22 protein-coding genes are annotated in these 23,439 nt (G+C 65.7%); 9 read left to right on the top strand and 13 right to left on the bottom strand.

The genetic code is table 11. The annotated features are described in order from the left end of the window. Positions 1-117: 117 nt before the first annotated feature. The 3 genes from BBTA_RS04045 to BBTA_RS04035 all read left to right on the top strand — a co-directional run bounded on the left by BBTA_RS04045 (position 118) and on the right by BBTA_RS04035 (position 4,791). Positions 118-3,627 carry a PAS domain-containing hybrid sensor histidine kinase/response regulator gene (locus tag BBTA_RS04045; RefSeq protein ID WP_012041171.1) on the top strand — a complete coding sequence of 1,170 codons (3,510 nt, stop codon included), beginning with the start codon at positions 118-120 and terminating at the stop codon, positions 3,625-3,627. A gap of 208 nt (positions 3,628-3,835) precedes the next feature. Then, on the top strand, positions 3,836-4,564 hold the full coding sequence (locus BBTA_RS04040) for a Crp/Fnr family transcriptional regulator (RefSeq protein WP_041750312.1): 729 nt from the start codon (positions 3,836-3,838) through the stop codon (positions 4,562-4,564). Then, positions 4,564-4,791: a hypothetical protein gene (locus BBTA_RS04035; protein WP_012041169.1), complete on the top strand. Its 228-nt coding sequence runs from the start codon at positions 4,564-4,566 to the stop codon at positions 4,789-4,791. The genes BBTA_RS04040 and BBTA_RS04035 overlap by 1 nt, the downstream gene beginning before the upstream one ends. 92 nt (positions 4,792-4,883) lie before the next feature. Here BBTA_RS04035 and BBTA_RS04030 read toward each other — a convergent pair whose 3' ends face one another. From BBTA_RS04030 to BBTA_RS04005, 6 genes are all read right to left on the bottom strand, one after another. Further along, positions 4,884-6,938, bottom strand: coding sequence for a DUF3857 domain-containing protein (locus BBTA_RS04030; RefSeq protein WP_012041168.1), 2,055 nt, complete (start codon positions 6,936-6,938; stop codon positions 4,884-4,886). Between the two features lie 125 nt (positions 6,939-7,063). Then, a complete protein-coding gene (locus BBTA_RS04025; RefSeq protein ID WP_049795295.1) occupies positions 7,064-8,053 on the bottom strand; it encodes a dienelactone hydrolase in 990 nt (329 codons plus the stop codon). Positions 8,054-8,091: 38 nt separating this feature from the next. Next, positions 8,092-9,021, bottom strand: a complete 930-nt coding sequence (locus BBTA_RS04020; protein WP_244424322.1) for a GIN domain-containing protein — start codon at positions 9,019-9,021, stop codon at positions 8,092-8,094. Positions 9,022-9,064: 43 nt separating this feature from the next. Next, complete coding sequence (locus BBTA_RS04015; RefSeq protein ID WP_012041165.1) at positions 9,065-9,643, bottom strand: DUF1700 domain-containing protein; 579 nt, start codon at positions 9,641-9,643, stop codon at positions 9,065-9,067. Continuing rightward, positions 9,643-9,966, bottom strand: coding sequence for a PadR family transcriptional regulator (locus tag BBTA_RS04010; protein ID WP_041750310.1), 324 nt, complete (start codon positions 9,964-9,966; stop codon positions 9,643-9,645). Before BBTA_RS04010 ends, BBTA_RS04015 begins: the two co-directional genes overlap by 1 nt. A gap of 931 nt (positions 9,967-10,897) precedes the next feature. Beyond that, the gene (locus tag BBTA_RS04005; protein ID WP_012041163.1) at positions 10,898-11,572 is read right to left on the bottom strand and encodes a response regulator transcription factor; all 675 of its coding nucleotides are present in this window, start codon (positions 11,570-11,572) and stop codon (positions 10,898-10,900) included. Positions 11,573-11,924: 352 nt separating this feature from the next. Here BBTA_RS04005 and BBTA_RS04000 point away from each other — a divergent pair, with 352 nt between their 5' ends. Next, positions 11,925-13,595: an MFS transporter gene (locus BBTA_RS04000; RefSeq protein ID WP_012041162.1), complete on the top strand. Its 1,671-nt coding sequence runs from the start codon at positions 11,925-11,927 to the stop codon at positions 13,593-13,595. Positions 13,596-13,700: 105 nt separating this feature from the next. Here BBTA_RS04000 and BBTA_RS03995 read toward each other — a convergent pair whose 3' ends face one another. From BBTA_RS03995 to BBTA_RS03985, 3 genes are all read right to left on the bottom strand, one after another. Then, a complete protein-coding gene (locus tag BBTA_RS03995; RefSeq protein ID WP_012041161.1) occupies positions 13,701-14,168 on the bottom strand; it encodes a secondary thiamine-phosphate synthase enzyme YjbQ in 468 nt (155 codons plus the stop codon). A 24-nt stretch (positions 14,169-14,192) separates the two neighbouring features. Continuing rightward, entirely contained in the window at positions 14,193-14,747 is a 555-nt protein-coding gene (locus tag BBTA_RS03990) for a hypothetical protein (RefSeq protein ID WP_012041160.1), read from the bottom strand. A gap of 102 nt (positions 14,748-14,849) precedes the next feature. Then, positions 14,850-15,473: a 2-hydroxychromene-2-carboxylate isomerase gene (locus tag BBTA_RS03985; protein ID WP_012041159.1), complete on the bottom strand. Its 624-nt coding sequence runs from the start codon at positions 15,471-15,473 to the stop codon at positions 14,850-14,852. A 272-nt stretch (positions 15,474-15,745) separates the two neighbouring features. On the opposite strand from BBTA_RS03985, the gene BBTA_RS03980 reads away from it, so the two are divergent. The 5 genes from BBTA_RS03980 to BBTA_RS03960 all read left to right on the top strand — a co-directional run bounded on the left by BBTA_RS03980 (position 15,746) and on the right by BBTA_RS03960 (position 18,303). Continuing rightward, on the top strand, positions 15,746-16,123 hold the full coding sequence (locus tag BBTA_RS03980; protein ID WP_041750308.1) for an AtpZ/AtpI family protein: 378 nt from the start codon (positions 15,746-15,748) through the stop codon (positions 16,121-16,123). Positions 16,124-16,211: 88 nt separating this feature from the next. Next, entirely contained in the window at positions 16,212-16,955 is a 744-nt protein-coding gene (locus BBTA_RS03975; RefSeq protein WP_012041158.1) for a F0F1 ATP synthase subunit A, read from the top strand. Between the two features lie 40 nt (positions 16,956-16,995). Further along, positions 16,996-17,223 (top strand): F0F1 ATP synthase subunit C, encoded by a 228-nt coding sequence (locus BBTA_RS03970; RefSeq protein WP_006615622.1) that lies wholly within the window; start codon positions 16,996-16,998, stop codon positions 17,221-17,223. A gap of 28 nt (positions 17,224-17,251) precedes the next feature. Beyond that, complete coding sequence (locus BBTA_RS03965; RefSeq protein ID WP_012041157.1) at positions 17,252-17,812, top strand: ATP synthase subunit b 2; 561 nt, start codon at positions 17,252-17,254, stop codon at positions 17,810-17,812. Beyond that, the gene (locus BBTA_RS03960; RefSeq protein WP_012041156.1) at positions 17,812-18,303 is read left to right on the top strand and encodes an ATP synthase subunit b 1; all 492 of its coding nucleotides are present in this window, start codon (positions 17,812-17,814) and stop codon (positions 18,301-18,303) included. The genes BBTA_RS03965 and BBTA_RS03960 overlap by 1 nt, the downstream gene beginning before the upstream one ends. A gap of 142 nt (positions 18,304-18,445) precedes the next feature. Here the strand turns inward: BBTA_RS03960 and BBTA_RS03955 are convergent, their stop codons facing one another. The 4 genes from BBTA_RS03955 to thrC form a co-directional block, all read right to left on the bottom strand. Next, complete coding sequence (locus BBTA_RS03955; protein WP_012041155.1) at positions 18,446-19,063, bottom strand: hypothetical protein; 618 nt, start codon at positions 19,061-19,063, stop codon at positions 18,446-18,448. Between the two features lie 193 nt (positions 19,064-19,256). Beyond that, on the bottom strand, positions 19,257-19,844 hold the full coding sequence (locus BBTA_RS03950) for a GNAT family N-acetyltransferase (RefSeq protein ID WP_012041154.1): 588 nt from the start codon (positions 19,842-19,844) through the stop codon (positions 19,257-19,259). A gap of 101 nt (positions 19,845-19,945) precedes the next feature. After that, the gene (locus tag BBTA_RS03945) at positions 19,946-21,235 is read right to left on the bottom strand and encodes a pitrilysin family protein (RefSeq protein WP_012041153.1); all 1,290 of its coding nucleotides are present in this window, start codon (positions 21,233-21,235) and stop codon (positions 19,946-19,948) included. After that, positions 21,235-22,650, bottom strand: a complete 1,416-nt coding sequence (gene thrC, locus BBTA_RS03940; RefSeq protein ID WP_012041152.1) for a threonine synthase — start codon at positions 22,648-22,650, stop codon at positions 21,235-21,237. The genes BBTA_RS03945 and thrC overlap by 1 nt, the downstream gene beginning before the upstream one ends. Between the last annotated feature and the right edge of the window lie 789 nt (positions 22,651-23,439).

Raw genomic sequence — 23,439 nt, 5'->3', positions numbered from 1 at the left:
GCGCGACATCCCTATTCCAGCGTCCGCCGCCACATCGCTATCGCCCCGCCTCCGGCAAAGCGCTAAGTTCGCATCCCGATCCACAGGGTGGAGCGACCGAGGAGTTCGCGCAAAGCCATGCTGCATGACTGGGGCGTGATCGCCGCTGCGTTCGGCTATATCGGCTTTCTGTTCCTGGTCGCCAGCCGTGGCAACCGGGCCGGCGACCGGCGGCCGTCGCGCTTGGCCGGGCTGATCTACCCGCTGTCGCTCGCCATCTATTGCACGTCCTGGACCTTCTTCGGCTCGGTCGGCTTCGCCTCGCGCAACAGCGTCGACTTCCTCGCGATCTATCTCGGGCCGATCCTGATGGTCGGCGCCTGCACGCCGCTGCTGCGCCGGGTGATCCAGCTCGCCAAGTCGCAAAACATCACCTCGGTGGCCGACCTGATCGGCGCCCGCTACGGCAAGAGCCAGGCCGTGGCGGCGACGGTGGCGCTGATCGCGATCATCGGCTCGGTGCCCTATATCGCGCTGCAGCTCAAGGCGGTGGCGTCGTCGCTCGAAACCATCATGGTCGACGACCGCGCCTTCGCTCATATCCCGATCGTCGGCGACATGGCACTGATGGTGACGCTCGCAATGGCGATCTTCGCGGTGCTGTTCGGCACCCGCCAGACCGACGCCACCGAGCATCAGCACGGGTTGATGCTGGCGGTCGCGACCGAATCGATCATCAAGCTGATCGCCTTCATCGCGGCAGGCGCCTTCGTCACCTTCTGGATGTTCTCGCCGGTCGAGCTGATCGAGCGCGCGATGAAGTCTCCCGAGGCCGAGCGCGCGCTGGAATATGTGCCGGGCATCGGCAGCTTCCTGACCATGACGCTGCTGTCGTTCTGCGCCGCGATGCTGCTGCCGCGCCAGTTTCACGTCAGCGTGGTCGAGAATGCCGACGACGCCGAGGTGTCGCGGGCGCGCTGGATGTTCCCGCTATATCTCGTCGCGATCAATTTGTTCGTGATCCCGATCGCGCTCGCCGGCCTCATCACCTTTCCGTTCGGCGCGGTCGACAGCGACATGTATGTGCTGGCGCTGCCGATCGAGGCCAACTCGCAATGGCTGTCGGTGCTGGTCTTCGTCGGCGGCCTGTCGGCCGCGACCGCCATGGTGATTGTCGAATGCGTCGCGCTGTCGATCATGGTGTGCAACGACATCGTCGTGCCCCTGGTGCTACAGCGCCAGCAGGAGCAGCGCGAGATCGGGCGCGACTTCGCAGGCTTCCTGCTCGGCACAAGGCGGATCGCGATCTTCGCCATCATGGTGATGGCCTATTTCTACTACCGCGCGCTCGGCACGACCCAACTCGCCGCGATCGGCCTGTTGTCCTTTGCCGCGATCGCGCAGCTGGCGCCGAGCTTCTTCGGCGGCCTGTTGTGGCGGCGCGCCACCGCGCGCGGCGCGATGGGCGGCATGCTGGTCGGCTTCGCCGTCTGGCTGTACACGCTGTTCATCCCGAGCTTCCTCGACACGTCCACGTCGGGCATTCTGTTCTTGCAGCATGGTCCGTTCGGGCTCGAGGCGCTCAAGCCGCAGGCGCTGCTCGGCACCGATCTGCCGCCGCTGCTGCATGGCGTGCTGTGGAGCCTGTCGCTCAACCTGCTCACCTACATCGTGCTGTCGCTGGCCCGGCAGCCGTCGTCGATCGAGCTGTTGCAAGCCGACCTGTTCGTGCCGGCAGAGCTGACGCCCAGCGCGCCGAGCTTCCGGCGCTGGCGCTCCACCGTGACCGTGCAGGACATCCAGACCACGGTCGGCCAATATCTCGGCCCCGACCGCGCCCGCGCCTCGTTCGAGGCGTTTGCCGCCCAGCGCAACCTGCCGCTCGATCCGGCCGCGCCCGCCGATTTCGAACTGCTGCGCCATGCCGAGCACCTCATCGCCTCCTCGATCGGCGCGGCGTCGTCGCGCCTCGTGATGTCGCTCTTGCTGCGCAAGCGCACGGTGTCGGCGAAGGCGGCGCTGAAGCTGCTCGACGACTCCCACGCCGCGCTGCATTTCAACCGGGAGATCCTGCAGACCGCGCTCAACCATGTGCGCCAGGGCATCGCCGTGTTCGACGCCGATCTGCAGCTGATCTGCTCCAACGGCCAGTTCGTCGATCTGCTCGGCCTGCCGCCGCATCTGGTGCAGATCGGCAGCCCCTTGAGAGAAATCCTCGAATTCATGGGCACGATCGGCGCGCCGACCTATGAGGACAGCGAGGCACTGCTGGCACGCCGGCTCGCCGCCTACACCACCGAGGGCGAGCCCTATCTCGAACGTCTCGCCGACCGCCACATGGTGATCGAGGTCCGCACCAATCGCATGCCGGATGGCGGCCTCGTCATCACCTTCACCGATGTGACGCCCTCCTTCGAAGCCGCCGAGGCACTGGAGCGCGCCAATGCGACGCTCGAAAAGCGCGTGCGCGACCGCACCGAGGAGCTGACGCGGCTGAACTCCGAGCTCGCGCTGGCCAAGAGCGCCGCCGAGGATGCCAACATCTCCAAGACCCGCTTTCTCGCGGCGGCCAGCCACGACATCCTGCAGCCGCTGAATGCCGCGCGGCTCTACATCACAAGCCTGGTCGAGCGGCAGACCGCTGGCGAGGAGTCGCGCCTGGTCGAGAACATCGACGACTCCCTTGAAGCCATCGAGGAAATCCTGGGCGCGCTGCTCGACATTTCCCGGCTCGATGCCGGCGCGATGACGCCACAGGTCTCAAGCTTCAAGATGGCCGATCTGATGCGCTCGTTGGAGATCGAATTCGCGCCGGCGGCGCGCGCCAAGGGCCTCGCGCTGACCTTCGTGCCGTGTTCGCTGCCGGTGGAATCAGATCGGCTGCTGCTGCGCCGGCTGCTGCAGAACCTCATCTCCAACGCCATCAAATACACGCCCAAGGGCCGCGTGCTGGTCGGCTGCCGCCGCCGCGGCGCATCGCTGCAGATCGGCGTCTGGGACACCGGCGTCGGCATCCCGCCGGTCAAGCGCGGCGAGATCTTCAAGGAATTCCACCGCCTCGAACAGGGCGCGCGCATCGCCCGCGGCCTCGGCCTCGGCCTTTCGATCGTCGAGCGCATCGCGCGCGTGCTCAATCACGGCATTGCGCTGGACTCGCAGCCCGGCCGCGGCTCGGCCTTCTCGGTGACGGTGCCGATCGCCAAGGCGGTCAATCACACCGCCGCCGTCACCAGCGCCACGCCGCTGGCAACGACGCCGATCTCCGGCGCGCTGATCGTCTGCATCGAGAACGACCCGGCCATTCTCGACGGCATGCGCACCCTGCTCACCGCCTGGGACGCCGAGGTGATCGCCGTCCCTGATCCGGAATCCGCCGTCGAGGCCATCGCCGCCCGCAACGGCGCCATCACGGGGCTCCTGGTCGATTATCACCTCGATCGCGGCAACGGCATCGCCGCCATCCGCGACATCCGCCGCCGCTTCGACGAGGCGCTGCCGGCGATCCTGATCACCGCCGACCGCAGCCCCCATGTCCGCGCCGCCGCCCGCGACGAAAACATCGCCGTGCTGAACAAGCCGCTGAAGCCTGCGTCGCTGCGCGCGCTGCTCGGGCAATGGCGGATCCAGCAGATGGTGGCGGCGGAATAGACCCGACCTGGCCCACGTCACCAAGCGAGATCTCGCCCCTGGTGGTGAGGAGCACCGCCTGCAGTGCCTCTTGCCCGCGGTCGCGGCGTGTCGGCGACCTCGTCAAGGCTGACCCTACAGCCAGGACGCGCAGAGGTGGCGCGTGACCGTCCCCTTCGCCGCTGGAACCTTGCCGCCCCGTCAGCCGTTTTTCGGCTGGGAGCGAACCATGACGATTGATCCATTTGCACCTTTGCTCAAGCGCCTGCGCCTGACGTCCGACCTTTCGCCGGAGGTCGAGCAGAGCATCCGGCGGCTTCCGATCACGATCAGGCGGATGGAGGGCGGGCAGACGATCGTCGCGACCGGCGACCGGCCCGCCGTCTGCTGTCTTATCGTCGACGGCTTCGTGCAGCGCTCGAAGATCGTCGGCGAGGGCAGCCGTCAGATTCTCGCGTTTCATCAGCCGGGCGACATCCCCGATCTGCAGAGCCTCTACCTTCACGTGCTCGACCATGAGGTCACGACGCTGGGGGATTGCACGCTGGGTTTTGTTCCGCACGATCCGCTGCGCGCAGTGGTCAGGAACAATCCGGACGTGGCCGAAGCGCTCTGGCGGGACACCCTGATCGATGCCGCGCTGTTCCGGGAATGGATCTGCAATGTCGGGCGGCGCGAGGCTGCGAGCCGGCTCGCACATCTGGTCGTCGAGGTCTACGAGCGGCTCGCCGCGGTGGGGCGCGTGACCGGATTGTCCTTCAAGTTCCCGGCGACCCAGGTCGTTCTCGCCGAAGCCATAGGAACAAGCACGGTTCATTTGAATAGAGTTCTACAGGAGCTTCGCACGAAGGGGCTGTTGGAGATCGAGCGTGGCGCGATCACGATTTTCGACCTCGAAGGACTGCGTCACGCCGCCGATTTCGACCCTCTGTATCTTCATCTGGATCCGGCTCTCTGATGCGCTACTTCTTCGACATTCGGGACGATTTCTACGCTGCGAATGACGATGACGGCGCAGACTTTCTTGACCCCGCCGCCGCCCGCCGCGAGGCGCTGAGGGCCGCGACCACCATCGCCGAGGACCTCTTCATCGCCAACGGATCGGCGATCAAGGTGACGGTGCGGGATGACGACGGCCCCTTGTTCGAGATCGTCGTCTACTTGAAGATGAAGGATCTGCGGTAGGCGCTGGCGGCCAGGGCATCATCACCATGGGCGATGCGGGCGGCCGCCGAACGCCTGCCCCGCCGTCCCGATCACCACCTGTGCGCGCCGGTTCAATGCCTGCCGGACGTCAACAAGGTCCGGAGCACGTTGTAGACGAACCAGAGAACCAGAAACGCGACATACACCGAGATATTCAGGTTCAGGTTGGACCGGAAGCCGGGCGCACGGACCTTGTCGTGCTTGGCCGAGGCTTGGATCGAGAGAATGTTCTGCTGCGCACATTTCACGAGGAGATCATAATCCTCGGCCTTGGCGCGCGGCAACGTCCACGTCTCGACGGTCAGCTCCTTGAAGCTGTCGACATGACGGCCGTCCACGCCGTACCGGCTGGTCAGCGTCAGCCCGGGCAAGGCATGGGTTTCGTCAGCTTTCGCTCGCGGCCAAGCGCGGGGCAGTTCGACGTGAAGCAGCCAGGAGAGCCGTCGGGGGCGTCCAACATAGATATCGTGCTCGCGGGCGGCCAGGCCGGCGCCCGACAAGTCCGTGCTGATATTGGATTCGACGAACTGCAGTTGAATCTTGTCCGGCGTGTCGGATGCTCGCCAGCAGTCACTGATCGTATATCGGGCATCCACGACGATCTTGTTCTGCAACTGATCATCCTGGATCGCGATCGCCGCGGACTCGGCCGCCGCCGGCCAGCTCGCCTGCAACTGACGCAGCAAGGCTCGCGAGAAGCCGGCCTCGCCCTCATTCGCAATCAGGTTTCTGATGTGGTCGGCGCCCCAGGCCGAAAACTCGAGGCTGCGATGCAGCGAGGCCGGAGATTGGCGCGAAGGACCGATGCGCCAATCATCGTGGCAATGGATGATATGCCTGACGGCTTGCTCGGGCAGCTTTTCCAGCTGCGAGGCGTCTGCGGCCAGCGGCAAGGCCCATCCGAGATGGGGCAGCTCGATCTGGTCGAGGCCACCGCCTTGCAGCGGCAGCGTCGGATCGAGCCAGTAGCTCTTGCCGTCGAGCCGGACACGCACGATGCAGTGATCGAACACGGCCGGGCTCGGCAGCACCCGGTCGAGCGTACGGCCATGCGTCGTGGAGACCAGGGCCGCGCAAGCCTCCAGGCCGAGGCGGCGCGCGCCAGCCACATAGAGGCGCGCTTTGTCCTTGCAGTCGCCGAACCGACCGGCCCAGATCGCATCGAGCTCGCGCGGCACCAGGCCGCCCTCTCCCAATGCGAGAAAGAAATAGCGCAATTCGCGCTGCACGAAGCGCAGCCACTCGGCCGCGCGTTGCGCCGGATCGGGATGGGCCGCACCGATCCGGTCGATCTCGTCGGCCAATGTCGCAGGAATCTCGGCGCTGTCATAGGCCGCCACCATCAGGCCCGCGACATCGCTCCATCCAACGAACTCGCTGAGCTGAAAGGCTGGGTCTTCGATCTCCCAGGACGGCGTCAACGGTGCGCTCGGGCCGCGCTTTCTCTGGCCGCGCAGACGTCGACAAATCTCCTCGATCTCGCCGGTCACGCTCACCGTTGCAGGCGGCGGATCGTTGAACTCCCTGCTGGCGATGGCGCGATCACGCCGCTTCAGCAGCCGATGGCGATAGTCGAAGCTCGGATTGGTCCCGTCGAAGGCCACCCATGATTGGTATTTGCCCTTGAGGATCGGCGTCTCGCCATAGAGTGAGCAGCTGAACTCCAGGATGTCGTTCGCCCTGACGTCCGGCACCAGGAAAGAGGCAGTGAGACGCCCGTTGAGCATCAGGCGCTCAATGTCCCGCTCGCGGCGAAAGACCTGGAAGCAACCAGGCCGTGCATGATCGACAGACTGATCGCCGCGCCGGATGCGCACCGCATGGACCTCGAGCCTCTGGTAGCCGGGATCGAACTCGATGACGATGTGGGACGCCCGCTCGGCGCCCTCCTTGGTCAGGATCCGCTGCGCGGTCCGGTAGCTCCAGCACAGCTCGGGGCCGGTGAGGTCGACCTGCATGTCGGAGAGCAGCCGGCAAACGCCATTGGCGATGGCCGACTCCTGATCGGGCGACGGCTCCGTCTCGTAGGGGACAAGGTCGACCCACGCCGGCACGGGTGCATAGCGAACCTCATCGACGCTGACCGTCGCCGACCCGCCGCGACCGCTCTCCCCGATATCGTTCACGACAACACGCCCCCAAACACGCCCGCTTGAGGTACAATCGTTCACGAAAACGTTCAAGCAAAGGCCGTGGGCAAAGGCGCCGAACGATCATCCGCTCATCGCTGCGGACTCGTCAGCCGCGCATCTCACTTCGCCGTGGGGACGAGCCATGTCCGGAAGAACGCAAGCACCTCGGCGTTGAACTCAGCGTGGAAGGCCGTACGGTCGAAACCCGGTGCATCGACGCAGAGCTCGGACTGCCCCTGGACCAGCGCCGGCGGACACAGGAAGAACGCGAAGTGGCCGGAGTTCGGCACCACGCGATAGTCGTGTGCTGCCGGAAGATTGGCGTCGACGAAAGCGACATGGCTGGGCAGCACGCCGTCGCCGCCGCGACTCGAGGCCCAGAGCTGAACTGGCGTCTTGATCGGGGCGAAGCTCGCGGGCGAGAGGAAGATCGCCAAGGGATCGGCGAGCACCGCAGCCTTGATCCGCGGATCATGCGTCAGCGGTTGCGATGGCGTTCGTTTGTCCAGGATCTCCTGGCAGAACAGTCTCCGGATTGGCTGACAATAATCGGACGCCGCTCCCGCCCAATCCGGATCGGCACCGAGCAGCACGAGCCCGGTGTAGCCGCCGCGCGAAAAGCCGAAGAAGCCGATGCGGTCGCGATCGATGTCGGCCGCGAAGGGCGACGGGCCGACCATGAAGTCGATCAGCCGCTTGATGTCGGCGGGCCGCTCGACGAACACCGAGAGATCGCCCGACCTGCTCCGATCCCGCGCGGTATCGCCAGGATGATTGATCGCCGCGACCACGAAGCCGTGGTCGGCAAGCGCCTCGGCCGTATCGCGATTGCTGAGCAGCGAACCGCCGCGCCCATGCGAGGCGACAACGAGCGGCAGATGCCCGCCCATGAGGGGGCAGTCCTTCACCCCCGTCAACGTGAAGCCGCCGCCGATGGGGATCTCGGTCGGCTGTTCCGCGCATGGATACCAGACCATGCCATGGATCTCCGGACCGTCGGACGCCGCGGCAATGTCGATCGCTCGCAGACCGGCGGCGTGCGTCAGCGTGGCAGTGAGACAGACGGCGAGGATCGAGAAGACTTGGCAGGCGCGGATAACAGCGAACATCGGGGTCCTCCTTGGCTGATGCATCTCGGGCGATGAGCCTACGGCACCTGCTTGACCTGTCCTGATCCCGAGACGTGCGAGTTGATCCGCGCCACCGTGCCGTGCAGCCGCACGACGGCGCTCCCGGAAACGGAGATGTCGGCATCCTGGCGCGGCGCGAGGTCGACGTCGCCGCTGCCGCGGACCGTTGCGCTGGCGCGATCGGCGACCAGCCGGCCGAGATCGGCACGCCCGGAGCCCGACGAGTCCAGCGACACCTCATGCGCCGTTCCGCCGGCGCTGACGGCGCCGCTGCCGTGCAGCGTGAGGCGCAGCGACTCCTGCTTGGCGTCGGCAAGCCTGAGATTGCCGCCGCCGTGCAGGTTCGCCGTGGCTGTCTGGGTGACCAGACGGCCGAGGTCTACCTGGCCGGAGCCGGCCGCTTCGACGGCGACGTCGCGGACGTCGCCGCTGGCCGTCACGGCACCGCTGCCACGCGCCGTGATCCGCACCACGTCCTGGTGGAGATCGGAGAGATCGAGGGCGGCCGATCCACTCACGGTCCATGCGGTGACCGCAGGGCCGGAGAGCTGGACGACGAGATCGTCCGGCTGGAGACAGTCGATCGCGTGGCCCCACTCGGCCGTGTCCCATGCGAGCTGGCCGTCCCGCAGGCGGACGTGCTCGACGATGTCGGCGTCACCGGTCACGCTCGCCTTGGGCGATGGCCCCGGCCTGAAATGCACCTGCGCCGGAATCCTGATCATGACGGCGTCGCTGCCTGACCAGGCCAGATCGGCCGTGCGACGCTCGCGCGAGCCGGTCTTGTTCGCCCCCGGCAGCGCGGTGCAGCTGCGCGATGCGCCCGCCCAGGAGGTTCTGACCCAAGAGAGGCCTGTCCAGGGCAGATCACCACCCTCGACCCAGTCCTGCGCCGAGGCCAGCGCGGTAATGACCCCGCACAGCCCGGCGACGCTTAGTGACACCATGGCAATTCGTCCGAGTCGTCCACTCATCGCGCACCCCTCTGATCTATGATTGAGCCAGGTCGTGTTCCGGCCTGAGCAGCCGGTAGTGCAGCCGGGCATAATTTCCGAGCATCCTCACCGCGGCATTGAGCGCCAGCAGCAGCAGCGCGCCGCAGCCGATGCTGCCGGCGACGAGCCCGATGCCAGCCACCGCCCGCAGCGCCATCGCGGCGATCGAGGCGAAGTGCCCAATCTTCAGGAGACTGAGCAGCAGCCCGAGGCCGACGATTCCGAGCACGAAGACGATGAGGCCGAGCGCCAGGGTCACCAGCAGGACGGCAAACAGCAGCGGCAACAGCAATAGGATGTCGACGGTGGCCAGTCCGCCCAGCGCCAGCAGCACGGCAGCGGAGTTGCCCAGGCTGCGGTGCGTCTCCCAATGGCGCAGCCCGGTTTCGGCGCGCAGCTCGCGCGCCAGCCGGCGCGGGTCGCCCAACGCCGCGGCCACCTCTATTTCGTCGCGCCCCGACGCGGCGGCTTCATCGAAATAGGACATGTAGTCCGCGACGATCTCGTCGATATCATCAGCAGGCAAACCGGCGAGACCATCCTTGAGGAGGCCCAGGAAGGCTGCGCGGTCCATCAGCGTTCTCCCAGCAACGTGTTGACGGCATCGGAAAACATGCGCCACTCGCGCTTCTGCGCCGCGAAGGCGGCACGGCCGGCGGGCGTGAGCCGATAATATTTGCGCGGCGGGCCGCTATTGGATTCGGCCAGACGGGTTTCGACCAGCTTGTCGTCCTGCATGCGCCGCATCAAAGGATAGATCGTCCCCTCGCCGATGCCCACGCCGGCGGACAGCGAGCTGGCAATCTCGTAGGCATAGCTCTCGCCCCGCGCCAACAGCGCCAGCACGCACAATTCGAGCGCCCCCTTCTTGAGCTGGACCTGCATCTGCTCTGTCATGACAGTAAGGTATCGCAAGGTACCTTGTTTTACAAGGTACCTGTTTATGAATGATCGAACGTTCGTAGGACGTACAGCCTGCAGCTCCCGAGGTCGCCCAGCGCATCGAAATCCCCGGCTCAGCAGACAGACATCCATTTCTGTTTTCCAGAAATAATGCTATCCCTGCATCGTCCCGTGCCCGCCATGAGGGGCGCTTCGCGATCGTCACGAACGTGGGGCGCGGGATGCGGTGGGCGCGCCGGGGCGCAGCGGACTTTGGCCTGCGGACGAACGATCCGGTGCGCACGGTCAAGCCGTGTGGTCCTGTCATCCCGGTGCTGATGCCAAGTCGGTGACGACGATGTTGCTGACGACGGGTTGAGCCCGCCGATGTGTTCGGCCAGACCTGTGGTGACTGCCGCCTGCTTTTTTTGCTGCAGGCGGGCCACGGGCGCGGCCAGCGCCCGGCCTTCTCTGCGCCCTCAGTTTTCCGGAGGGCGAATGATTGGCAAAACTCGGACGCTGATTGCGCCGCGAGGCGGGAAAAGCGTGGCGCGATGGATCGACCGAATGACTTGGTTTCGCGCTCAGCTCCGAGCCTGTGGCTTTCGCGCCGACGATGTCGCTCCTCACCCTGGGGAGCCCGCCGCGCGGGCGGGCGTCTCGAAGGGCGAGGCCCGGACAGGGGGCCTCATGGTTCGAGACGCGCCTTCGGCCGCTCCTCACCATGAGGGGGAGTTCTGCAACTCGCGCTACAGAGGACCAGGAACAGCGTGGCGTTGGAGAGGACCAGCGATCCCGCCGTGGAGACAGACCTTTTCCTCACGGACCGTCGCAAGCCACGTCCCCAGGACGGCCGCAAACAATTCGCCGAACTCAATCACTCGGTCGCATACCATGCATGCGGTTCAAGGTTGGCGACCGCCGAGATCAACAGGCGATCATCTCCTCACTTCCCCGTCGGCGCGTCCTGCCGCCAGGCGGAGCCTGCGATCTTCGCCGCGGCGATCACCGCCTGCGTCCGGCTCTCGACGCCGAGCTTCTGCAGGATGGCCGAGACATGCGCCTTGATGGTCGCCTCGGAGACGCCGAGCTCATAGGCGATCTGCTTGTTGAGCAGCCCCTGGGACAGCATCATCAGCACCCGCACCTGCTGCGGGGTCAGGGTGACCAGGCGGTCACGGAGCCTGGTCATCTCCGGATCGGCGCCGGCGGCAAGGTCGGTGTCGGGCGGCACCCAGACGTCGCCATCCATCACCTTCGTGATGGCGTCGCGCAGCGTGTCGACGCCGAACCGCTTCGGGATGAAGCCGGAGGCACCGAAATCGAGCGAGCGGCGGATTGTCGCGCCATCGTCGCTGGCCGAGACGATGACGACCGGGATCGCCGGATATTGCGCGCGCAGGTAGATGAGCCCGGAAAAGCCGGAAATGCCGGGCATCGTCAGGTCGAGCAGCACGAGATCGACCTCGGAATCCTTCTCCAGCAGCGTGGTCAGGTCTTCGAAGGAGCCGGCCTCGTCGACCACGGCCTCCGCGAGCACGCTCGTGACCGCCTGCCGCAGCGCGTTGCGGAACAGCGGGTGATCATCGGCAATGACAAGGTGGGTGGTGGCAGCCGCCATGAATTCTGACTTGACCTTACGACGCCGGCCACGCGCCTCAGCTGCACGCCGCCCGGCTTTTGTGAAATACTCGCCCGGCGACTGGTTGCATGCAAGCATGCAATTCCACTTGCAGGAAGAGCGGTTAATCTGCGCCTTGTGCGGCGCAACATCGGTAACGCGGCGACCGTTAGGCGAACTTGATCCGCCGCAATGTCCCCATGTTTCCGTGCGCCGCAGCCGCCAGGGCCGAAAGTCGTATTGGGCCGGGTTTCACTGCAATGTTACTTAAGCGCCAAGGTCTCCGCGACCAGCGCCGTCCAAGTCCGGCATGCGGGGACGAAACCATCAGCACAACGATCTTGGGGAGCGAATGCCAATGTCAACAATGGTCGCCACACAAGCGAGATCGGGAGGCATGACGAAGGACGAGCGCTTCGTCATTCTGGCGTCCTCTCTCGGCACTGTCTTCGAGTGGTACGATTTCTACCTTTACGGGTCCCTCGCCTCGATCATCGGCGCACAGTTCTTCAGTAGCTATCCGCCGGCCACCCGCGACATTTTCGCGCTGCTGGCCTTCGCCGCCGGCTTCCTGGTCCGCCCGTTCGGCGCCATCGTGTTCGGCCGCATCGGCGACATCGTCGGCCGCAAATACACCTTCCTGGTCACGATCCTGATCATGGGTCTGTCGACCTTCATCGTCGGCATCTTGCCGAACGCCGAGACCATCGGCTTCGCCGCGCCGGTGATCCTGATCGGTCTACGCCTGTTGCAGGGCCTCGCGCTCGGCGGTGAGTATGGCGGCGCCGCCACGTATGTCGCCGAGCATGCGCCGATGGGCAAGCGCGGCTACTACACCTCCTTCATCCAGACGACAGCCACGATGGGCCTGTTCCTGTCACTGCTGGTGATCCTGTTCACCCGCACCATCATCGGCGAGGCCGACTTCGCCAAATGGGGCTGGCGCGTGCCGTTCCTGGTGTCCGTGCTGCTGCTCGGTGTCTCCGTCTGGATCCGTCTGCGCCTCAACGAATCGCCCGTGTTCCAGAAGATGAAGGAAGAGGGCAAGAGCTCCAAGGCGCCGCTGACGGAAGCGTTCGCGAACTGGGGCAACGGCAAGATCGTGCTGCTCGCCCTGATCGGCGCCACCATGGGCCAGGGCGTCGTCTGGTACACCGGCCAGTTCTACGCGTTGTTCTTCCTGCAATCGATCCTGAAGGTCGACGGCTACACCGCCAACCTGCTCATCGCCTGGTCGCTGCTGCTCGGCACCGGCTTCTTCATCGTGTTCGGCATCCTCTCCGACAAGATCGGCCGCAAGCCGATCATCATGGGCGGCTGCCTGATCGCGGCGCTCACCTTCTTCCCGATCTTCAAGATGATCACCAGCAACGCCAACCCGGCGCTGGAGAAGGCGATCGAGTCGGTGAAGGTGGAGGTCGTGGCAGATCCGGCCGGTTGTGGAGACCTGTTCAACCCGGTCGGCACCCGCGTCTTCACCGCGCCTTGCGACACCGCCCGCGCCTTCCTGGCCCAGTCCTCGGTCAAGTACTCGACCGTTCCTGGCCCGGCCGGCTCCGGCGTGAAGGTCACCTTGAACGGCAAGGAAGTGCCCTACACCGACGCCAAGACCAGCAATCCGGCCCTGACGGCTGCGATCGCCGACGCCGGCTATCCGAAGGCCGGCAACCCGGGGATCGTGAAGATGGCGCATCCGTTCGACGTCTTCCGTCCGCAGGTCGCCGCGATCATCGGCCTGCTGTTCATCCTGGTGATCTTCGTCACCATGGTGTACGGCCCGATCGCCGCGATGCTGGTCGAACTGTTCCCGACCAAGATCCGCTACACCTCGATGTCGCTGCCCTACCACATCGGCAACGGCTGGTTCGGCGGCCTGCTGCCCGCAACGGCCTTCGCGATCGTGGCCTCGACCGGCGACATCTATGCCGGCCTCTGGTACCCGATCACGTTCGCCGTCATCACCGCGGTGGTCGGCTTCCTGTTCCTGCCGGAGACCAAGGACGTCGATATCCAGTCGACCTGATCACGATGCGAGCGGCGACCCCGCTCGCCTCTCTATTGCAGAGAACGGCCGCGGATCACTCCGCGGCCGTTCCGCATTTCAGCCGATGGGTCTTGTCTTTTGACTTCAGACCGCGCCGATGAACTGCAGCACCACCTCGCGCCGATGCGGACGCGCGCGATGCTCAATGAGATAGATCGCCTGCCAGGTGCCGAGCAGCATCCGGCCGTCCTGCACCGGTACCTGGAGCGAGACAGCGCTCAGCATGGTCTTGATGTGGGCCGGCATATCGTCGGGACCTTCGGTGTCATGCACCCAGCCGGCATTCTCCGGCGCCAGCCGCGCCAGCGCCGAGGTGAGATCGCGCAGCACGGTCGGGTCGGCATTCTCCTGGATCGTCAACGACGCCGACGTGTGCCGGATGAAGACCGTCACCGCCCCTTCTTTCGCGGAGATATCGCGCAGGAAGGCGTCGACCTCGCGCGTGAGATCACTGAAGCCGCGGCCCGGCGTCTGCACGGCCAGTGTCGAGGTCACGACCGTGGTGATGGGCACCGCCGCAGGCGCCGTCCGCGTGATGGATCGTGCGATCATGCGTCCAGCCTCCTCGACGCGGGGTCAGATCTTGCCCGAGACGTCCTTCTGCACCCGCGCGGCCATGTCGAGCAGCCGGCGCCAAGCCTGCTCCAGAAAGCCCATCATGCGCTCCATGTCCTGGTCGCTGGGCAACGGGATCTCGAGCTTGCGCGTTCCATCGGTCGATTTCGATTCGCCGGCTTTCGGCTCGGCCTTCTTCAACTGATCGGACTTTGGCAGCGCCTGGTCCTTCGGCAGCGGCTCGTCGATCTTGCCGGAGACGCTCTGATCGCGCGAAGCCAGCTGGGCTTTCAACTTTTCGTTTTCTGCCTGCAGCCGGCCGATCTCAGCATCCAACGCGGCCCGCTCGTCGGGAACGGCGTAGCACGCCCAGCCGGAACCGGCGTTGTTGTTGCAGGTCGAGACCGCACCGGTCCTGGTGTCGAGCCGGACCACGCCGTCCGGCGTCGTCGACATCGTGTAGCGCCCCTTGTCGCCATCGGGCGTGGTCTCTTCCGCAGCCCAGGCCTCTCCGCCCAGGCAGCTCAACGCCAGGAGCGCAATGAGGGGCCGCCGGTATGGCTTCGTGAGACTCATGGCTCGCTCTCCAGAATGCGGTCGCGATGGCCGCCATGCACGCTCATTTTGTGTCGCCGCCATGATGTTGCGCGAGGTGCGGTCACCTGCCACAGCTCGCACCTATGGCTCGGACGTATAGGCGGAGCGGCCGGATTTCAACGCGTCGGCCAGGAGCTCGAGCCGGTCCTGGCCCCAGAAGATCTCGCCGTCCAGCACATAAGCGGGCGAGCCGAACACATCGGCGGCGATGGCATCCTGGCGATTCTGCTCGTAGACCGCCGCGACCGCGTCCGACCCCGACTTGGCGACGAGATCGCGCCCGGGCAGTCCGGCCGCATCGGCCAAGCGCGTGATCACCTCGGCGTCCCCGAGATTGAGCTGTTGCTCCCAGATCGCCGGGAAGGCGCGCTGCAGATAGGGCTCCGGATCAAGCCCCGCCTGCATTGCGGCGATGACCACCCCATCCGCGAGCCGGGCGTTGAACGGCCAGTTCCTGGGCTGGAGATGAAAATCGAGCCCCCGCTTGTCGCGCCAGCGCTTCAGCTCGACGATACGGTAGCGCTGCCGCGCCGGATGACGCCGCGCCAGCGGCAGGCCGCCGGTCTCGGCGAACAGATCGAGCAGCATCACCGGCTTGACGGCCACGGCAGCGCCATGGCTGGCGGCAATGTCGCGGAACAGGCGATGACCGATATAGGCCCATGGGGATTGCAGCGAGAAATAATAGTCGATGTGGCGCGGCATGCGGAGTCCCACCCCGGTTCGGGTTCAGCGGCATCGGATCAGAGGGCTCCGGAGGACGCAAGATCGCAACCGCCGAGAACGCTGTTGATGCGGCGCGGTGACACCCGCGACCGATCTGACGAAAAAGCCGAGAAAACGAGCAAATTCAGGCATCTAACAGATCAACACGCAATCTTGACTTGGGGGGATGCGGTCAGTATGGTCCGCGCGGCTTTAAAGGGCGATGGGGCGCTATTTCCTGAAACTCGCAGCAACGGATCGGGTCTCCACAGATGTCGGATGGCACGAACGAGCGCAGCGGACCCGGAGATCGCGACAAGTCGCCTGATGAGGTTGCGCTTTCCGCAAGGCTCGGAAGTCTCGACCAGCGGTTGTCCCAAATGCGGGACGGCCGAAAGATCGGGGCTGATCAACCTGGAAACGGCAGCGGTGACACAGCAGCCCGGGCTTCGGCCATGGCGCGTGGACTGCGACTGTCCTCCGAGTTGATTGCCGGTGTCCTCGTCGGCGCGGTGCTTGGCTGGGGCTTCGACCGCTTGCTGTCGACATCGCCCTTCGGATTTATCGTGTTTTTCCTGCTCGGCTTCGCCGCCGGCGTGTTGAACGTGGTGAGATCTGCAGGCATAGCTCCCGACAGGTCCCGCCAATGAGACATGTGCGGCAGACCTCAGCGCGGAAGACAAACGAGTGAATTGCAAAGCGCCGGCGTGGCCGGTGAACAACTGAGACGCCACGCGGATGATCGATCCGATCCATCAATTCCACCTCAACAAGATCTTCACGATCGGCCATATCGGCAATCAGGAGATCGCCTTCACCAACTCCACCGCGTACATGCTGCTCGCGGTCGTCCTGATCGCCGGCATGATGCTGGCCGCCGGGCGCGCGCTCGTCCCGGGCCGGTTCCAGTCGGTGGTCGAGCTGTCCTACGAATTCGTCGCCAACACCCTGAGAACCAGCGCCGGCTCGCACGGCATGACGTTCTTCCCGCTGGTGTTCTCGCTGTTCATGTTCATCTTCGTCTCGAACATCGTCGGCATCATCCCCTACACCTTCACCGTCTCCAGCCACATCATCGTCACCTTCTCGCTGGCGCTCTTGGTGTTCCTGACGGTCATCATCTACGGCTTCTACAAGAACGGCCTGAAGTTCTTTAAGCTGTTCGTCCCCTCCGGCATCCCCGCGGTGATCCTGCCGCTGGTGGTCGTGATCGAAATCATCTCCTTCTTCTCCCGCCCGATCTCGCACAGCGTCCGTCTGTTCGCCAACATGCTGGCCGGCCACGTCACGCTGAAAGTGTTCGCGAGCTTCGTGACCATGCTCGGCGCGCTCGGCTTCGTCGGCAAGGTCGGCGCGCTGCTGCCGCTCGGCCTCACGGTCGCCCTGACCGGCCTCGAGCTGATGGTTGCGTTCCTTCAGGCCTACGTCTTCACGATCCTCACCTGCATCTATCTCAACGATGCTATCCATCCGGGCCACTGATCCGGCCCTCTCTACCAAACCCCTCAAAGGAGTTCGTTTCATGGATCCGGTTGCAGCGAAGTACATTGGCGCAGGCATTGCTTGCATCGGCATGGGTGGCGCAGGTGCCGGCATCGGCATCATCTTCGGCAACTACCTGTCGGCCGCTCTGCGCAATCCGTCCGCCGCCCAGGGCCAGTTCGGCAACCTGATTTTCGGCTTCGCGGTGACCGAAGCGCTCGGCATCTTCTCGCTGCTGATCGCACTGCTCCTGCTGTACGCCGTCTAAGACGGCCTGAGCCGGAGAGGAGAAGCCCGTGGCTGAAAGTCATGGCGAGGCCAAGGGCACGGCAAGCGCCCATACCGAGGCCGAAGGCGGGCACGGTTTCCCTCCCTTCCAGAAGGAAACCTTTCCCTCCCAGATCGTCTCGCTGGTGATCACCTTTGTTGCGCTGTACGTGATCGTCTCGCGTCTGGCGCTGCCGAAGGTGGGCGGTGTCATCGACGCCCGCCAGAAGGCGATCGACGGCGATCTGGCCGAAGCGCAGCGGCTGAATGATGAATCCGAAGCCGCGATGAAGGCGTATGAAAGCGAGCTGGCGGCAGCCCGCGCCCGCGCCCAGGCGATCGGCGCCGAGACCCGCGAGAAGCTCGCGGCCTCTTCGGACGCCGAGCGCAAGGCGCTGGAAGACAGCCTCGCGGCCAAGCTCGCGGCGGCTGAGAAGTCCATCGCCACCACGCGTGCGACCGCAATGAGCAATGTCCGCGGCATCGCCGCTGACGCCGCCAGCGCGATCGTGCAGCAGCTCACCGGTAAGGCCCCTGCGGGCAAGACGGTCGAGGCTGCGGTCGATGCATCATTGAAGGGAACAGCCTGATGCATTTGCTCGCTGATCCGGAGACCTGGGTTGCGATTGCCTTCGTGATCCTGATGGGCCTGTTCGCCTATCTCGGTGTCCACCGCACGGTCCTGAAGGCGCTCGACCATCGTGCCGAGCGCATCAGGAACGAACTGGAGGAGGCCAAGCGGCTGAAGCAAGAGGCGGCCAAGGTGCTCGCCGATTACAAGGCCCGCCGCGCCAGTGCCGAACGTGAGGCCGAGGAGATCGTCACCAGCGCCAAGGCGGAAGCTGAGCGCATTGCGGCGGACGCCAAGGCCAAGATGGAAGACTTCGTCGCCCGTCGCACCAAGGCCGCCGAGAGCAAGATCGCCCTCGCCGAGGCCCAGGCGCTCGCCGACGTGAGGTCCGCTGCGGCCGATGCCGCCGTCCAGGCCGCCGCGACCGTGCTGTCGCAGTCGGTCAAGGGCAGCCTCGGCGAAGACCTGGTGGCCAAGGGCATCGCCGAAGTCGGCCGCAAGCTGAACTGAGCCGCAGCCCGTCATCAAGCCAAGCTTTCGAAGGGCCGGTGCGATCCAAGCGCACCGGCCCTTCGCTTTTGAAATCCAAATCACGCGATCGACCGCAGGAAATCAAGATCGCGGTCGCCGCCGGCAAGCGCCGACGCGAGCCTTACTTCCGCTTCTTGCCGTGCGGCCGCTCGGGGGTCAGGGCCTGCGGGTCGAACCCGATATAGAACACGTAATTGTCGGCATTGGCGCCCGGTGGCGGCACCGGATAGACCATGTCCTCGGCCACGATCGTGAACGGAACGCTGCCGTCGCCGGTCATCTGGACGGTGGTTCGATAGGATTTGGTGGCGATCACCTTCTCGCCGATGCCCCCCTGGACCACAGCGATGCGCATCGGGATGTCGACCGTCGCGGGGGCACCGGCGGGACCGGCCACGACCCTGCCCTGGATCCCGATCTTGCCGACGATCTCGGCGCCGTTGAGATTGCACTCGCGCGCCGTCTTGGTGATGGACGCCTGGAAACGCACGTCGTTGCCGACCGCCTGCTTGCCGGGCGCTGCGACCGCATAGGTCGAGGCACCGGCGCGGATGCTCACCGGCGGGCAGCTCAGGCCCTCGGTCGGATCAACCGGCGGTCCGCCGCTCGCGGGCAGATTCTGCTGCTCCTTGTCATCGGAGCCGCCACCAAACAGGCTCTTGAAGCGGTCGGTCAGGGATTGGGCTGCCACCGGCGGGGCGGTCCCGGCCGCTCCCATCGCCAGCAGCACGGCTGCCAATGTCCCAACTCTCACCACGCTCGTCTGTCGCATCGTCTGATGTCCTCGGCTCTCGCCCGCCTCGCCCGCCAACGCCACACCGCCAAGCTCGGGAGCCTGACGGGACGGCGGCTGCACACCGGCGTCTATACCCATTTCAAGGCGCGGAACCAGTCCCCCTCCGCCACTCCTGCGTCCCTGTCGATCACATTCGCTAGCCGCGGAAATCCTCGTGCAGCAGGCCGTAGAGATAATGGTCCTGCCAGACCCCGTTGATGCAGAGATAGCGGCGCGCCAGTCCCTCGCGGGTGAAGCCGCACTTCTCCAGCACCCGAATCGACGGCGTATTGGTGGGGATGCAGGCGGCCTCGACCCGGTGCAGGTTGAGCTCGCCGAACAGCGTCGGCAGCAAGAGCCGCAACGCCGCCGTCATGTAGCCGCGATGCGCATGCGGCTGGCCCATCCAATAGCCGATGGTGCCGGCCTGGACGATGCCGCGCCGAACATTGGCGAGCGTGATGCCGCCGAGCATGGCGCCATCCTGCTCGCGGAATACGATGAACGGGTAAGAGCGATCGGCCGAGATGTCCTCCGCATAGCGCCGCAGCCGGCGGCGGAAACCGGACCGCGTCAGATCATCGGACGGCCAGATCGGCTCCCACGGCGTCAGGTAATCGCGGCTGAGCTCACGAAGCTGCGCCCATTGCGCGTAATCGGCCATCTGCGGCGCGCGCAGCATCAAGCCATTGCCGCGCGGCGCCAGCGCGGCCGGCCCGTTGGATGGCAAGCGAAACAGGGCCATCAGTGATGCTCCCCCTGCTCTTCAGCCCCCGACTCTCAGCGCCGGTCCGGCACACCACGTCGCGGCGAGCCGCACGAGGCTCGGCCTGTCCGGACTGGTGCTCAATGCAGCTGGGCCTTCGGCTTCGACCCGGTGAGAGCTTCGGCGAAAGTCACCGCCGTGTCCAGACCCCTGCCGCTGCCGAGCGCGACCACCGCAGGCTTGCTGCGTGCGAGCAGCGCACGAGCCGCATCGCGCGTGCTCTCGACACTGACGGCCTCGATCTTGTCGACCATCTCCTGCAAGGTCTGCGGCCGTCCATAGGCCAGGATATGGCGCGCCAGCTGCTCGGCGCGGGCGCTGCAGCTCTCCAGCGCCATCAACAAGCCCGCCTTCATCTGCGCCTTGGCGCGGGCCACCTCGGCCTCGCTCAGCGTTTCCACCGCGTTGCCGATGATGTCGACCACGACCTCCATCATCTCAGGCGCGTCGGCCGGATCGGTGCCGGTGTAGAGGCCGAAAAAGCCGGTGTCGCTGTAGGGCGCGTGGAACGTATACACGGAGTAGCAGAGCCCCCGGTTTTCACGCACCTCCTGGAACAGCCGGGACGACATGCCGCCGCCGAGGATGTTGGTGAACACCTGCAGCGAGAACAGCGACGGATCGGCCTGCGGCACGCCCTCGAGCGCCAAGGTCAGATGCGCCTGCTCGAGGTCGCGATGCACGACCCGCGAGCCGCCTTTGCCGAACGCGGCGGGCAGCGGTTTCGGCGCCGGAGCGCCATTGAAGCTGGCAAAACGCCTGGTCACATCCTCGACCACCTGCTGATGGTCGACGGCGCCGGCGGCGGCCACGACCATGTCCGGTCCGCGATAATGCGTGGCGAGATAGCCATGCAGCTTGTCGCGATCGAACCCCTGCAGCGTCTTGGCGGTGCCGAGCAAGGAGCGCCCCATCGGCTGATCCGGAAAGCACAGCTCATTGAGATGTTCGAACACGACATCATCAGGGGTGTCCTGGGCAGCGCCGATCTCCTGCACGATGACGTTCTTCTCGCGCTCCAGCTCCTCCGGCACGAAGGACGGATTGGCGAGGATGTCGGAGAGCACGTCGAGCGCGAGCGGCACGTCGGCCTTCAGCACGCGCGCATAATAGGCCGTGGTCTCGGTCGAGGTGCCGGCATTGAGATCGCCGCCGACCGCCTCGATCGCCTCGACGATCTCGCGCGCGCTGCGCGTGGTCGTCCCCTTGAACGCCATGTGCTCGAGCAGATGCGAGATGCCATGCTCATCCGGCTTCTCGTCGCGGCCGCCCACCCCGGCCCAGACGCCGAGCGCCGCCGTTTCCAGATGCGGCATCGTATCGGTGACGACGGTGAGCCCGGTCGGCAGCTTGGTGACTTCCACGCCCATCATGCAATTCCCTGCTTGGCGGCCCGGCTGACCGAACGGATGAATTTCTCTACCTCGGCCTGGTCGTTCCGCATGATCCTGATCTCCTCGCGCTTGGTCATCAGCCCGTCGAGCCAGACCGGCAGATGCGGCCGCATTCCGCAGGCGGCCTCGACCGCATCGGGGAATTTGGCCGGATGCGCGGTCGCCAGCACGATGTTCGGCACGGAGGTGTCGGTCCCGTCGCGGTCGGCCACGGCCAGCGCGACCGCCGTGTGAGGATCGACGAGATCGCCGGCCTCGCGGAACGCGGCGCGAATCGCGGCCGCCGTCTCGGTCTCGTCGGCGCGGCCGGCCTCGAAATCGGCGCGAACAGCCGCCAGCATTGCGTCGGGCAGCACGAAGCGGCCGGATTGCTTCAGGCCCTCCATCAGCCGCCGCACCGTGCCGGCGTCGCGGCCCCCGGCCTCGAACAGGAGCCGCTCGAAATTCGAGGACACCTGGATGTCCATCGAGGGCGACGCCGTCGCATGCACCTCGCGGACCTCGTAGATGCCGGTCGCAAGCGTGCGCGCCAGGATGTCGTTGACGTTGGTCGCAACGCGCAAGGTGCGCACCGGCAGGCCCATGCGCTTGGCGACATAGCCGGCGAAAATGTCGCCGAAATTGCCGGTCGGCACGGTGAAGTCGACCGCGCGGTGCGGCGCGCCGACGGCGACCGCCGAGGTGAAGTAATAGACGACCTGGGCGACGACGCGCGCCCAGTTGATCGAGTTGACGCCGGACAGTGCCACCGAATCACGGAAGCCGTGATGATTGAACAGGCCCTTCACGATCGCCTGGCAGTCGTCGAAATGGCCTTCGATCGCGAGCGCATGCACGTTGGCCGCGCCCGACGTCGTCATCATCCGCCGCTGCACCTCGGAGATGCGGCCATGCGGGAACAGCACGATGAGATCGGCATTGTCGCGACCGGCGAAGGCATCGACCGCGGCACCGCCGGTATCGCCCGAGGTCGCCACCACGATCGTGGTGCGCTCGCCGCGCTTGGCCAGCACATGGTCCATCAGCCGCGAGATCAGCTGCATCGCGACGTCCTTGAACGCCAGGGTCGGGCCGTGGAACAGCTCCAGCACGAACTGATGCGGCGCGATCTGGTCGAGCGGCACCACGGCCGGGTGGCGGAAGGTGGCGTAGGCCTCGTTGGCCATGCGGCCGAGCTCGGCGTCGGAGATCTCGCCGGCCACGAACGGTTTGATGACCTCGACCGCAACCTCCCAATAGGGACGGCCGAAAAAGCCGGCGATGGTCTCGGCCGACAGCTGCGGCCAGGTCTCGGGCACGTAGAGGCCGCCGTCCCGGGCGAGCCCGGTCAGCATCACATCGCAGAAGGTGAGCGCGGGGGCCTCCCCGCGGGTCGAAACATAGCGCGTCAAACCGCTCTCCTGACCTGCGTCATCAGGCCATAACCCGTTGATTGAACTCGAAATCGGAACTGCCTGGCGGCAACATGGTCCGGCACCATAATGGTTTTGGGCAGGCTGCGAAACCGGTTGTTGGGCCAGGAATGGTCACGAGGGCGGGTTACGGCGGGGTTACGGGCGAGTACAGGACGGGTGGCAGGCAACCTGTCGCGAGTCGACCGATGCCACTTCCCCGCTTCACTGTCATCGCCCGGTTCGACCGGGCGATCCGGTACGCCGTGCCGCCAATGGTCGACCGCACCGCGCCGCGGCGTCCTGGAGCCCCGCCTGCGCGGGGATGACTGCGGTAGATGTGGTAACCATGCGGGCCCCCGTCGAGATTGATCGTCGAAAGCACTGCTGGGTCCTCCGTCATTGCGAGCGCAGCGGCAAAGCGAATCAATCCAGGGCGGTGCGCGGGACTCTGGATTGCTTCGTCGCTGCGCTCCTCGCAATGACGTGGAGAGAGCCGACGACTTCACAGATCACCCGCCCGCGGCACGGTCTTATCCCGGTCCGCGCAGCTTTACCTTCTCGCGGCGCGATCGGCGCCCGAGCTTTGCGTCAATTCTCCCTCCGGATGTGGAGGGCGCAGGGAAGGCCGGACCTCGACTGAGGCCCGTGGCCCCCGTGCGAACAACAATGCACGGGGCAGGAACCACAGGTTCAGCCGGAGCGACCCGGCCTTCCCTGCGCGATGGTCTTCACACTTATAGGCAGTCTCCCTGGTGCGCCGGGCTCTCTGGCCACCATGATCCGCGC

The organism is Bradyrhizobium sp. BTAi1 (genome assembly GCF_000015165.1).
In the GTDB taxonomy this organism is placed as follows: Bacteria; Pseudomonadota; Alphaproteobacteria; order Rhizobiales; family Xanthobacteraceae; genus Bradyrhizobium; species Bradyrhizobium denitrificans.
The sequence above is the reverse complement of the archived record's forward strand: the minus strand, read 5'-3'. Positions and strand labels throughout refer to the sequence as shown.